The sequence below is a fragment of the Streptomyces sp. NPDC058880 genome, assembly GCF_042742535.1.
Classification (GTDB): Bacteria; Actinomycetota; Actinomycetes; order Streptomycetales; family Streptomycetaceae; genus Streptomyces.
Genome location: NZ_JBHYMC010000003.1, coordinates 129,373 through 142,439 on the forward strand (window position 1 = coordinate 129,373; position 13,067 = coordinate 142,439).

Genomic DNA, 13,067 nt, shown 5'->3' on the forward strand with positions numbered 1-13,067 from the left:
TGCTGTCAGCTGCGACGGTTGTTCTTGGCGTTGGGATCCTGCGCCGCCTTGTCGACCGCCGCCTGGGCCCGCTTGATCCACTCCTTCGGCTGAATCCGCTTGGCCATCAGCTCGTTGGACGCGTCCTGGATCGCCGTGTCCATCTCGCTGTACCAGTCGGGGTAAAGGTAATTGAAGGTGTTCGTTCCCGCCGCCTTGAGGGCGGCCACCGCCGACTGGGTGCCGGGCCGCAGCGTGACGCCCGGGTCCACGCCGTCCTTGACGACGGTGAGCGAGTTGGCCTGCTGGGCGAAGATGGTCGACCATTCCCGGGACAGCATCGAACGGATGAACTCCAGGCCGCCCGGCTTGTTGGCCGCCTTCTCGGGGACGATGAACGGCTCGCCGGCACCGGCCCGGATGGCCTCGAAGGGCAGCTTGCTGTCCGCGAGCAGCGGGACCGGGAGGAACTGCATGTCGAAGTCGTCGGGCGTCTGCTTGAGCTGCTCGTTCTCCAGCCAGGAGCCGGACGGGATGAAGGCGGCCTTGTACTGGTTCCAGGCGGTCTGGGACTCGGTGTGGGTCAGGCCGTTCGTCCCCGGAAGGAGCAGGTCTTTCTCGACCACCTCGTAGACCGCCTCGACGGCGGCGAGGGCGGCCGTGCTGCCCTCGAAGGCGTTGGGCTCCAGGTTGTCGATCGCCTTCATGGCGTCCAGGCCGCCCTTCTTGGCGATCAGGTCCATGATGACGACGTTGATGTAGTACGGGTACTTGCCCTGGTGGGCGAGGCCGCCGAGGCCGGCCTCCTTCGCCTTGGCGCAGATCGCGAGGAACTCGTCCCAGGTCCGGGGCGGCGTCCAGCCCTTCTCCTTGAAGAGCTTCCCGGAGTACCAGAATCCGTAGACCGTGTAGACGTAGTTCAGCGAGACGAACTTGCCGCCCTGCGTGCCCTGTTCGATGGTGCCCGCGATGAGCGTGTCCCGGACCTTCTTGCTCGGGTCGTCGAGGGAGGGGGCATCCAGCACCGGCGTGAGGTCCGCGAGCTGGTTGCTCTTGAAGAGCACGTCCAGCTTGATCTTCTGGGCTCCGGAGTTGTCGACCACGTCCGGCGGATTGCCGCCGTTGAAGCGGGTCTGCAGCTTTCCGGTGATCTCCTGGGTGCCGAGGTGGGAGCTGGTCGTGCCCCACTTCTTGTCGAAGGCGGCCTCCCAGGCCTTCGCGTAGTCGTCGCCGAAGCCGCCCTTGAAGACGACGACGTCCATCGTGCCGCCCTTCGCGACACCGAAGGGGTTCTCCTTGGACACGACCCCCTTGTCGGGACCCTTCGTCGTGTCCTCACCGCCGGAGGCGCAGGCGGACAGGAAGCTCATCGTCGGCACGCTGATCAGTCCGAGCGCTGCGGAACGCTTGATCAGATCACGGCGGCCGAGGCCCTCACCAGTGGATCCCATGCTCATGTCCTCGCCTTCGTCAGGAGTGTGAAGGAGGCCGGAAAACGCGGCAGTTACCGTGCATGCGGGCATCACCGCAGGTCCCCCGGCATCCCCCGGCCCGGAGCCGCTCGTCACGCGGCGGCCCGGACGGGCACAGGTATAGTCCACTTCCGCTCGGCTGAGCAAGATCGTGCACAAGGATCGTTCCCGGCTTTTCCGAGTTGAGACCTGTCCGTCACCTGAGGCCGTCGCCGCCGCCGCACGGAACGACAAGGGCCGTACCCCCTCGTCGGGGGTACGGCCCTATGGTGCCGACAGACGGCGGATCGCTCCGCCTGGCGCGCCCTTAGCCGCGGATGAGGTTCCGCAGGACGTACTGCATGATGCCGCCGTTGCGGTAGTAGTCGGCCTCACCCGGCGTGTCGATGCGGACGACCGCGTCGAACTCCACACCGGTGTCGGTGGCGACCTTGACCGTGCGCGGGGTGGTGCCGTTGTTCAGCTCCTCCACACCGGTGAAGGAGAAGGTCTCCTCGCCGGTGAGGCCCAGGGAGGCCGCGGTGGCGCCCTCGGGGAACTGCAGGGGCAGGACGCCCATGCCGATCAGGTTGGAGCGGTGGATGCGCTCGTAGGACTCGGCGATGACGGCCTTGACGCCGAGCAGCGCGGTGCCCTTGGCCGCCCAGTCGCGGGACGAGCCGGAACCGTACTCCTTGCCGGCCAGGATGACCAGCGGGATGCCGGCGGCCTGGTAGTTCTGCGAGGCGTCGTAGATGAAGGAGACCGGGCCGCCCTCGACGGTGAAGTCGCGGGTGAAGCCGCCCTCGGTGCCCGGCGCGATCTGGTTGCGCAGGCGGATGTTGGCGAACGTACCGCGGATCATGACCTCGTGGTTGCCGCGGCGGGAACCGTACGAGTTGAAGTCGCGGCGCTCGACACCGTGCTCGGTGAGGTACTTGCCGGCCGGGGTGTCGGCCTTGATCGCACCGGCCGGGGAGATGTGGTCGGTGGTGACCGAGTCGCCCAGCTTCGCCAGGACTCGGGCGCCGGCGATGTCGGAGACCGGGGTGGTCTCCATCGTCATGCCCTCGAAGTAGGGGGGCTTGCGGACGTAGGTGGACTGCGGGTCCCACTCGAAGGTGTTGCCGGTCGGGATCGACAGCGCCTGCCACTGGGCGTCGCCCGCGAAGACGTCGCTGTAGGACTTGCTGAACATGTCCTCGCCGATGGCGTTCGCCACGACGTCGTTGACCTCGGCCTCGGAGGGCCAGATGTCCTTCAGGAAGACCGGGTTGCCCTCGGTGTCGGTGCCGATGGCGTCCTGGGTGATGTCCACCTTCATGGAGCCCGCGATGGCGTACGCGACGACCAGCGGCGGGGAGGCCAGGTAGTTCATCTTGACGTCGGGGTTGATCCGGCCCTCGAAGTTGCGGTTGCCGGAGAGCACCGAGGTGACCGCGAGGTCGTGCTCGTTGATCGCCTTCGAGATCTCCTCGTCCAGCGGACCGGAGTTGCCGATGCAGGTGGTGCAGCCGTACCCGACGAGGTTGAAGCCCATCTTGTCGAGGTACGGGGTCAGGCCGGCCTTGTCGAAGTAGTCGGTGACGACCTTCGAACCGGGGGCCAGGGTGGTCTTGACCCACGGCTTGCGGGTCAGGCCCTTCTCGACCGCCTTCTTGGCCACGAGGGCGGCGGCCACCATGACGTAGGGGTTCGAGGTGTTGGTGCAGGAGGTGATCGCGGCGACGGTGACGGCGCCGTGGTCGATCTCGAAGGAGGTGCCGTCGGCCAGGGTGACCTGGGTCGGGCGGGTCGGCACGCCGTTGGTGGCGGCCGGGGCGTCGGAGGCCGGGAAGGACTCCTTGCCCGCCTCGTCGGCGTCGTCGACGTAGTTCAGGACGTCGACCGCGAACTGCTGGGAGGCGTTCGCCAGGACGATGCGGTCCTGCGGGCGCTTCGGGCCGGCGATGGAGGGGACGACCGTGGAGAGGTCGAGCTCCAGCTTCTCGGAGAAGTCCGGCTCGGCGGCCGGGTCGAGCCACAGGCCCTGCTCCTTGGCGTACGCCTCGACGAGCGCGACCTGCTGCTCGGAGCGGCCGGTCAGGCGCAGGTACTTCAGGGTCTCGCCGTCGATCGGGAAGATCGCGGCGGTGGAGCCGAACTCCGGCGACATGTTGCCGATGGTGGCGCGGTTCGCGAGGGAGGTGGCGGCGACGCCCTCACCGTAGAACTCCACGAACTTGCCGACGACACCGTGCTTGCGCAGCATCTCGGTGATGGTCAGCACCAGGTCGGTGGCGGTGGTACCGGTCGGCAGCTCGCCGGTCAGCTTGAAGCCGACGACGCGCGGGATCAGCATGGAGACCGGCTGGCCGAGCATCGCGGCCTCGGCCTCGATGCCGCCGACGCCCCAACCCAGCACGCCGAGGCCGTTGACCATGGTGGTGTGCGAGTCGGTGCCGACGAGGGTGTCGGGGTAGGCCTGGCCGTTACGGACCATGACGGTGCGGGCCAGGTGCTCGATGTTGACCTGGTGGACGATGCCGGTGCCCGGGGGGACGACCTTGAAGTCGTCGAAGGCGGTCTGGCCCCAACGCAGGAACTGGTAGCGCTCCTTGTTGCGGCCGTACTCCAGCTCGACGTTCTGCGCGAAGGCGTCCTTCGTGCCGAACTTGTCGGCGATGACCGAGTGGTCGATGACCATCTCGGCGGGCGAAAGCGGGTTGATCTTCGCCGGGTCGCCGCCGAGGGCCTTCACGGCCTCACGCATCGTGGCGAGGTCCACGACACAGGGGACGCCGGTGAAGTCCTGCATGATCACGCGGGCCGGCGTGAACTGGATCTCCTGGCTGGGCTGGGCCTGGGAGTCCCAGCCGCCGAGCGCCCGGATGTGGTCGGCGGTGATGTTCGCGCCGTCCTCGGTGCGGAGCAGGTTCTCCAGCAGCACCTTCAGGCTGTAGGGCAGGCGGGCGGAGCCCTCGACCTTGTCCAGCCGGAAGATCTCGTACGACTCGTCGCCCACCTGCAGCGTGCTGCGGGCGTCGAAGCTGTTCGCCGACACGACAGTCTCCTTCATGCATGAATTCGCGCGTATTACCGCATCCTGCCGCCACGCCCCTTGGCCAATCCGCTAAGGTAAGGCTAAGTTAGGTAGTCCTTACCAGCGGGGGCGGCTGCGGTACGCCTTGGGCAGATATCTCGATGTCGAGATAACTCTAGTACATGTCCGGGCGCGACGACGAGGCACGCCCCCGTGCCGTCTCGTCGAGGGTCGAGCGTTCCGGGCGGAGGCCGGTGGCGACTGGGCGACTGGGCGACTGGGCGACTGGGCGACTGGGCGGCGCCAACGAGACTCACAGCGTCGCGGAGCAGGAAGGGCCTGCGGTCGATCCGCCACTCCCTCTGCTGCATCACCCGTATCCGGACGCGCAACCACCGCGGCGACGGCACGTGGACCGAAGCGGACCGCACGCACCTGCGCCGCGGGCCGTCCCCCCCTCGGCGAGCCGGCCCGCCCTCACGCCGTGGGCTGCCGGAGGGCGCCGGGGGCGGCATACCCCCGCATCGACTCGCCGGGCGGCGCAGCGCCAGTCGGCGTGTCGCCCACCAGGCCCGCACCGCGCCGCCCCTTCCGGCCGAGGAAACGGGCGGGGCCGTGTTGCGTCGTCGCGGTTCAGCGGCCTGGACGGACCAGGCGTCAGAGATGCCTGGCAGGTGCGGTGGCTTCCGCTCGCCCGTCGGCCCGGCTTCGCCGAACCCACCAGCTCCACGCCGTGTGCCCGATGAGAGCCCCGGCCACGACACATGCTGCGACGCGCGTCACGTTCCAGGTCGCAGAGAAAGCCGGCCCCTGCACGTCCGCCTCCACGCTCAACCGCCGGGTCGCCTCGAAGAAGGCGATGAACGGAACGAGCAGACGGAACAGAAGGCCGCCGACTCCGGGCGTCCGCGCCATGTTCCCGACGAACCCCAAAGGCGCACCGAACACGAAAGCCGCTGTTCCCCACACGAGAATCCGCCCGTCCTTGAAGGCGCCGGATTCCCACTGCACTCCAGCAGGGACGGGGGTGGCAGCTTCCATTCCGGCTGGAATGGCGGGATTCATGCCCTTGAAAAGGTAGTAGGCGACCACACCCACGGCCAGGCCCGAGGATGCCAGCAACGCAGACTCGATGGTGGACCGACGGGAGCAACCCACCAGTAACGCATAGCAGGCCCAGGGCCAGCCACTGGAAAAGACCGTACTCATGACCACGCAAACGGCATTGCCCCCTTTCCCGGCAAAGGGGCCTACCAGGCCTAGCAGCAAACCCGCCCCGAGAGACACCGAGACCGGCACCACGTGAGCACGTATGAATCGTCGTGTGATGGCTCTTCCCCTGTTCCATGGACGCGTACGGGCAGGCCCGACCCACGCGATCGTAGGCGGAGCAGGCGCCTGGGCGAGACCCGCCGCACCACCGACGGCGACGGATCCGCCGACCGTTTTCGCGACCTTCCGCACCCCGCTCACCTGCGCGGAACGGGAGAGATCCGTCACACGCCCGGGCGGCCGGTGCCGGTGCCGGTGCCGGTGCCGGTGCCGGTGCCGGACACGATCGTCTGCGACCGCGGCCAGGTCTCCGACCCGAACACCTTCCGCGCATCCCGCTGCTCCTCGGGCACCAGCAGTCGGCTCCGGGGCAGGGCGGCGCCCTTCGAGGAAGGCCGCGACCACCGCGCAGGCCGGAGGGGGAAGCGGTCGTTCGCCTCCGTGACGGCCCTTGACCGGGACGACATCACTCCGTCGAGGCCAGAATGCGGTCGAGGGTCCGGCGCCCCGTGCCGCTCATCACCGGGTTGCTCTCGGCGTAGTACCAGACGAGGCCCATCGCCTGTTCAAAGGCCCACGCCGTGCCGCGCGCCCACTCCAGATCGTCGCAGGCCAGTGTCCGCCGAAGCACTTCCCGTGGACCGGGCTCCAGCAGGTGCCAGGCACTGACCAGATCCAGCGCGGGGTCGGCCGGGCCGAAGCCGCCGGTGTCGAGGACGCCACTGAGCCGGCCTCCCGCGACCAGTACGTTGCCGGGAATCAGGTCGCCGTGGCTCATCACGTCGGCGCCCGTGCGCGGCAACTCCCGGAAGCGGCTCCACAGCCGGCGCAGCCGGGGTACGTCGAGCAGCCCCTCGCTCTCCTCGAAGCACTGCGCCATCCACTCGTCGTGGTGGGCGAGAACGCCGCCCCGGTTGTCGCCGCTGAAACGCCGCCCCCGCGTCTCGGCGTTCCGCAGGGCCGCGATGAAGGCGGCGAGGTCCTCGGCGAATGCGTCCGACCCGCTCGGATCGGCATCGAGGGCGACCGTTCCCGGCAGCCATGTCTGGACCGACCACGGCATGGGGTAGCCCGCTCCGGGCTGTCCCGTGGCGACGGGTTCCGGGACGGGGAACCGGGACACCTGCGCCAGCTCCGCGCTCGCCCGTGCCTCCTGTTCCAGAACGGCCAGCGCCTCGGCGGCGTCGGTCGGGCGCAGCGGGAAACGCGCGGAGAGGCCCTCCCCGACGCGGAAGATGGCGTTGACCGTTCCGGTCGATGGCAGGGGCCGGATCGCCTCGCCGCTCCACTGGGGGAACTGTTCTTGAACCAGGGCCGCCACGATGTCGGTGGTCACGTCCACTTGGTCGACGTGCATGGTCAATCCCGCAGGCCCTTCCACTGGTCCGGTTCGACACGACGTGAGCGGTTCCGATCGACCGGCACACAGCCAGTATTCAGGCGCCAGGTTCCGGATCAACCGGGTTTCCTTCGGCCGACAGGCGCCTCGGACGTTCCGGCCGCCGCGGGCCGCATCCGCGGCTTCGGGGCACGGGATGCGGGATGCGGGATGCGGGATGCGGGATGCGGGATGCCGAGCGGTCGTCCGCGGTCACCCGGGCCGTGCCCTGACGGGCGGGCGCGTCCCCGGTGCACCCTCCGCGGCGCGACTCACCGGGCAAGCGCGTGGCGGACGGCCCAGGCGTTGACGGCCGCGGCGATCTCCGCAGGCCGGTCCTCCGGGCAGAGGTGGGCCGCGGAACCGCAGTACTCGCTCTCCAGCGCCGAGATGTTCCGCTCGCACCAGGCGGCGGCCTCGGCTCCGGTCATCAGGGCGGGCGAGCCGTCGAAGGTGAGCAGGAGCTTGGGCACCTCGGGGCTGTCGGCCAGCCAGGCGTCGTACCGCTCGACGACGGCGACGACGTCGGCCGGCTCTCCTCCGATGGGCAGCGAGCGGGCCCACTGCAACAGGGGCCGCCGGCTCTCGCGGGTGGGGTAGGGGGCACCGTAGACGGCGCGGTCCTCCTCGGCCATCGGGTGGAGCACCGTCTGCAGAATGCTGTCCTCGATGAAGATGTTCCGGTCGAGGACCATCTCCTCCCCCAGCCCCGGGGTGCGTATCGCCTCGAACCGGACGCGTGCGGCGGGCGGGTACTCGTCCCACTCCATCGGGCGCACGATCGTCTCCATGAAGGCGATCCCGCGGACCCGCCCGGGGTGGCGGGCGGCCCGGTCGAGGGCGAGCGCCCCGCCCCAGTCCTGGCCGACGAGCACCGCCTCGTCGAGTCCGAGCGCGTCGAACCACGCGTCCAGGTAGCGCGCGTGGTCGGCGAAGCGGTACTCGCCGTCCGGCTTTCCGGAGCGCCCCATGCCGATGAGGTCGGGCGCCAGGACGCGGACCGGGCCCTCAATGCGGGGCAGCACTCCCCGCCAGAGGTGGGAGGAGGTGGGGTTGCCGTGGAGGAAGACGAAGGGCACGCCCTCGCCGCGGTCCTCGTAGTACATCGTCGAGTCGAGTACGTCGATCGTGGGCACGGGAGCCCCTTCCGCAATCGTTGGCGTGACTAACGTTAGCAACACGAACGAAACTATACCGTTGGTGTCACTAACGCAAGCGGTAGCATCACCCCATGACCACCAGGGAGAACGGGGGCGCGGCCGTACCCGCGCGACTGCGCGAACTACCCAGCCGCCTGCTGGGACTGGCCTCCACGCATGCACAGCGACTGGTGGCCGAGACCCTCGGTCGGGCAGATGCCCACAAATGGCACTATGCAGCGATGGTCGCCTTGGAGGAGTACGGACCGGCGAGCCAGGCCGCGCTGAGCGACCGCACCGGCATCCACCGCAGCGACCTGGTCGCCGTCATCAACGAACTCGCCGAGCGCGAACTGGTCGAGCGGGCACCGGACCCCGAGGACCGCAGGCGCAACGTCATCACCCTCACCACGCCCGGTCGGCGGCGGCTGCGCCGACTGGAGCAGCTCCTCGACGCGGCCCAGGACGAACTCTTGAGCCCACTGTCGGCCGCGGAGCGCGAGCAGCTCACCCACCTGCTGGGCCGGATCGTCGAGCACCACACGCACGGCGGCCACGCCGCGGAACCTGACGGCCGGTAACGCGCGCGGGGCGCGAGGGCACCACCCCCAACACATTCCGAAATAGCCCATAACGCCGCCCCGACGCACACTCGACGCATGACCGCCACGGCGTTCGATTCACCCATCTGCCACACCCGACGCAGGAGTCATCTCATATCTGAGATACGGTGCCCCCATGGCAGACGACTACCTCGTACGCATCGGCAAGCTCATCCGTGACGCCCGGCAGCACCGGGGCTGGACACAGAGTCAGCTCGCCGAAGCCCTCGGCACCAGCCAGAGCGCGGTCAACCGGATCGAGCGCGGCAACCAGAACATCAGCCTTGAGATGATCGCCCGAATCGGTGAAGCTCTCGACAGCGAGATCGTCTCCCTGGGCTATGCCGGCCCGATGCACCTGCGCGTGGTCGGAGGCCGCCGCCTGTCCGGCGCCATCGACGTCAAGACGAGCAAGAACGCCTGCGTCGCGCTGCTCTGCGCCTCACTGCTCAACAAGGGCCGTACGGTCCTGCGGCGGGTGGCCCGCATCGAGGAGGTCTACCGCCTCCTGGAAGTCCTGAACTCCATCGGCGTCCGCAGCCGCTGGATCAACGACGGCGTGGACCTGGAGTTGGTCCCGCCGGCCCGCCTCGACATGGAGGCCATGGACGCGGACGCGGCCCGCCGGACCCGGAGCATCATCATGTTCCTGGGCCCCCTGCTGCACCGCATGGAGACCTTCCGCCTGCCGTACGCCGGCGGATGCGACCTCGGCACCCGCACCATCGAGCCGCACATGATCGCCCTGCGCCGCTTCGGCCTGGACATCACCGCGACCGAGGGCATCTACCACGCGAAGGTCGCGGCCGGCGTCATTCCCGACCGCCCGATCGTGCTGACCGAGCGCGGGGACACGGTCACCGAGAACGCGCTGCTGGCGGCCGCCCGGCACGACGGCGTCACCGTCATCCGCAACGCCTCCTCCAACTACATGGTCCAGGACCTGTGCTTCTTCCTGGAGGCGCTGGGCGTCAAGGTCGAAGGCGTCGGCACCACCACGCTCACCGTCCACGGCGTCCAGAACATCGACGTGGACGTGGACTACTCCCCCTCCGAGGACCCCGTCGAGGCGATGAGCCTGCTGGCCGCCGCGGTCGTCACGGAGTCGGAACTGACGATCCGCCGGGTGCCGATCGAGTTCATGGAGATCGAACTCGCGGTGCTGGAGGAGATGGGACTCGACCACGACCGCTCGGCGGAGTACTCGGCGGACAACGGCCGCACCCGGCTCGTCGACCTCACGGTCCGCCCCTCGAAGCTCGAGGCTCCGATCGACAAGATCCACCCGATGCCCTTCCCCGGGCTGAACATCGACAACGTCCCCTTCTTCGCGGCCATCGCGGCCGTAGCCCAGGGCCAGACCCTCATCCACGACTGGGTGTACGACAACCGCGCCATCTACCTGACGGACCTGAACCGCCTCGGCGGCCGCCTCCAGCTCCTGGACCCCCACCGGGTCCTGGTCGAGGGCCCCACCCGCTGGCGCGCCGCGGAGATGATGTGCCCGCCGGCCCTCCGCCCGGCGGTGGTCGTCCTGCTGGCGATGATGGCGGCCGAGGGCACCTCGGTCCTGCGCAACGTCTACGTGATCAACCGCGGCTACGAGGAACTGGCCGAGCGCCTCAACTCGGTGGGCGCCCAGATCGAGATCTTCCGCGACATCTGAGCCGCCCGCGCCCCGGGGCCCGGCGGACCGTCGGGCGCGGGTTGACGATCGTCACCGCCTTGGCGTGGATCGACCCGTCGTCAGTGCCCCGGAGTTCGGGCTGTGGCCGCCCGTCGAACCCGCCGGACGCCCCATCGCGGCCCGTCCGGGGATCTGCCGACCGGGGCTCAACGGTGATACGGGTGGAGGGGGTGGGTTAGCGTGGCGCGGTGGTGCGCATACGGGAGATGGACGAGGGGGACATCGAGGCCGTTTCGGCGGTCCGGGTCCGGGGTTGGCAGGCGGCGTACGCCGGTATCGTGCCGCAGGCTCACCTGGACGCGATGACGGTCGAGGACGATGCCGACCAGCGGCGTCAGTGGTTCGGCCGCCCCGGACGCCGCTCCAGGGACCTGGTGGCGGTCGGCGACCGCGGTCCGGTGGGGTGGGTCTGCTTCGGGCCCTCCCGCAGTGAGGTGTCCGGCGTGACGGGGCCGGTGGGCGAGGTCCACGCCCTGTACGTGGCTCCGGACCTCATCGGCACGGGCGTCGGCCGCACACTCCTCCGCGCGGCGCACGCCGCGATGAGGGAGCAGGGCTTCGAGAGCTCGGCCCTGTGGGTGCTCCAGGACAACCACCGGGCCCGGCGCTTCTACGCGCGGGCCGGCTACCGGGCGGACGGTGCGGCGCAGGACGACGTCTATGGCGACGTCACGCTGTGCGAGCTGCGCTACCGGCGGTCGTTCTGACGGCGTGTTTCGTGCACCACCGCGGAATCAACGTCCAGGAGAGCACCGAGGGCCGAAAGGCCGCGGGCGGGTCCGCGCTCCGACCGCGGGTGGTCGTGGCGTTACCGGCGGCAGGTGGCCGCATGCCGCGTCGCGGGACCGGCCGGACGCGGTCGCGGCCCAGGGCCGGCCCCTGCAACGGTTCCCCGTCGCCGCGCACCTGCCTAATCCGTACGAGCAGGGTGCCGGGCGGCCGGCCTCGCCGAAGGAATTCGGGTGCACCGGTCACCGAGCCCGTCGCCGCCCGCGCGGCCGCACGCGCTCTCGCCAGGAGCGGACGCGGACGGCAGAATCGGGCTCCGGCAGCAGGGGACCGGGGACGGGCGGGCGTCGGCATGACATTGGGCAGGAACGCGGGCAGCGCAGGTGCGGGTACGAGTGCGGGTACGGGGGTTCCGGTGCTTCCCGGGGCGCCGCTGCTCGGATCGCTCCACGACCTGAAGTCGGACTCCCTCGGCACCTATCTGCGGGCTCGGCAGTGGCTCGGTGACGTCGTGCGGGTCTCGGCCGGGCCGCCCGGGATGCGGGCCGACCTGTACTGCGTGTTCTCGCCCGAGGGCGTCCAGCAGGTGCTCGCCTCCCAGTCGGCCAACTTCCGCAAGGACAACCCCTTCTACCAGGAGGTCCGCGACTCCTTCGGCAACGGACTGCTGACCAGCCAGGACGAGGACTACCTGCGTCAGCGCCGGCTCGTGCAGCCGCTGTTCACGCGGCGCCGGGTGGACGGGTACGCCGGGGCCGTCGCCGCCGAGACGGCGTCGGTCGTCACCGCCTGGCAGGAGGCCCCGGACGGCGTCGTGGACCTCTCCGACGAGATGACGCACCTCGCGCTGCGTGCCGTCGCCCGGATCCTCTTCGGCACCGACGTCGAGGCCACCGCCGACGTCGTGGCGCGCTGCTTCCCGGTGATCACCGACTACGTGCTGCGCCGCGGGTACTCCCCCGCCACCGTCCCGCGCCACTGGCCCACCCCGGCGAACCGGCGGGCGGCCGCCGCGATGGACGAGCTGTACGGGGTCTGCGACCAGATCATCGGGCAGCGGCGGCGGGACCGCGCCCCCGCCCCCGCCCCGGATGGGCAGGCCCCGGCCGCCGGCGCCACCGGTGGGCAGGCCGCCGACGAGGACCTGCTGACGCTGCTGGCCGCCGCCCGGAGCTCGCAGGACGGCGCGTTCGACGCCGCCGAGCTGCGCGACCAGGTTCTGATCTTCCTGCTCGCCGGGCACGAGACGACCGCCACCTCCCTCTGCTTCGCCCTGCACCTGCTGGCCCGCCACCCCGAGCAGCAGGACCGGGCCCGCACGGAGATCACCCGGGTGTTGGGCGACCGTACGCCGCAGGCCCGCGACCTGGACCGGCTCCCGTACCTCTCGCAGGTGGTCAAGGAGGCCATGCGGCTGTACCCGGCCGCGCCGGTCATCGGCCGCAGGGCCGTCGCCGCCACCCGGATCGGGGAGCACACCATCCCCGCGGGCGCCGACGTGATCCTGGCCCCCTGGGTGACGCACCGCCATCCGGAGTACTGGCCGGACCCGGACCGCTTCGACCCGGAGCGCTTCACGCCGGAGGCGGAGGCCGGACGGCCGCGCTACGCGTGGTTCCCCTTCGGCGGCGGCCCGCGCGCCTGCATCGGGCAGCACTTCTCGATGCTGGAGTCGGTGGTCGCGCTGGCGATGATCCTGCGGACGTACGCGTTCGAGGCGGTGGACACCCGGATCCCGGTCGGGGCGGGAATCACCCTGCGGACGGAGGGTCCGGCGCGCTGCCGGGTCCGTCGCGTGGACCGCTAGC

The 13,067-nt window shown here is 70.1% G+C and carries 10 protein-coding genes; 4 read left to right on the plus strand and 6 right to left on the minus strand.

The features are described from left to right. Positions 1–5 precede the first annotated feature (5 nt). The 6 genes from ngcE to ACFW2G_RS03440 form a co-directional block, all read right to left on the minus strand. Positions 6–1,430, minus strand: a complete 1,425-nt coding sequence (gene ngcE / locus ACFW2G_RS03415; RefSeq protein ID WP_384446737.1) for an N-acetylglucosamine/diacetylchitobiose ABC transporter substrate-binding protein — start codon at positions 1,428–1,430, stop codon at positions 6–8. A gap of 328 nt (positions 1,431–1,758) precedes the next feature. Continuing rightward, positions 1,759–4,473, minus strand: a complete 2,715-nt coding sequence (acnA, locus tag ACFW2G_RS03420; protein ID WP_037915249.1) for an aconitate hydratase AcnA — start codon at positions 4,471–4,473, stop codon at positions 1,759–1,761. A gap of 636 nt (positions 4,474–5,109) precedes the next feature. Beyond that, a complete protein-coding gene (locus ACFW2G_RS03425) occupies positions 5,110–5,661 on the minus strand; it encodes a hypothetical protein (RefSeq protein WP_384580434.1) in 552 nt (183 codons plus the stop codon). A 287-nt stretch (positions 5,662–5,948) separates the two neighbouring features. Further along, positions 5,949–6,191 carry a hypothetical protein gene (locus tag ACFW2G_RS03430; protein WP_384580297.1) on the minus strand — a complete coding sequence of 81 codons (243 nt, stop codon included), beginning with the start codon at positions 6,189–6,191 and terminating at the stop codon, positions 5,949–5,951. Further along, complete coding sequence (locus ACFW2G_RS03435; RefSeq protein ID WP_037915244.1) at positions 6,191–7,081, minus strand: aminoglycoside phosphotransferase family protein; 891 nt, start codon at positions 7,079–7,081, stop codon at positions 6,191–6,193. Before ACFW2G_RS03435 ends, ACFW2G_RS03430 begins: the two co-directional genes overlap by 1 nt. Positions 7,082–7,374: 293 nt before the next feature. After that, complete coding sequence (locus tag ACFW2G_RS03440) at positions 7,375–8,238, minus strand: haloalkane dehalogenase (protein WP_384580295.1); 864 nt, start codon at positions 8,236–8,238, stop codon at positions 7,375–7,377. 95 nt (positions 8,239–8,333) lie between these two features. Between ACFW2G_RS03440 and ACFW2G_RS03445 the strand changes: the two genes are divergently transcribed. The 4 genes from ACFW2G_RS03445 (at position 8,334) to ACFW2G_RS03460 (ending at position 13,066) form a co-directional block, all read left to right on the plus strand. Next, the gene (locus tag ACFW2G_RS03445) at positions 8,334–8,822 is read left to right on the plus strand and encodes a MarR family winged helix-turn-helix transcriptional regulator (RefSeq protein ID WP_384580293.1); all 489 of its coding nucleotides are present in this window, start codon (positions 8,334–8,336) and stop codon (positions 8,820–8,822) included. 157 nt (positions 8,823–8,979) lie between these two features. Next, positions 8,980–10,509 (plus strand): UDP-N-acetylglucosamine 1-carboxyvinyltransferase, encoded by a 1,530-nt coding sequence (locus ACFW2G_RS03450; RefSeq protein WP_037915238.1) that lies wholly within the window; start codon positions 8,980–8,982, stop codon positions 10,507–10,509. Positions 10,510–10,718: 209 nt separating this feature from the next. Beyond that, positions 10,719–11,237, plus strand: a complete 519-nt coding sequence (locus tag ACFW2G_RS03455; protein WP_384446627.1) for a GNAT family N-acetyltransferase — start codon at positions 10,719–10,721, stop codon at positions 11,235–11,237. Positions 11,238–11,611: 374 nt separating this feature from the next. Further along, on the plus strand, positions 11,612–13,066 hold the full coding sequence (locus ACFW2G_RS03460; RefSeq protein ID WP_384446629.1) for a cytochrome P450: 1,455 nt from the start codon (positions 11,612–11,614) through the stop codon (positions 13,064–13,066). The last annotated feature ends 1 nt before the right edge of the window (position 13,067 follow it).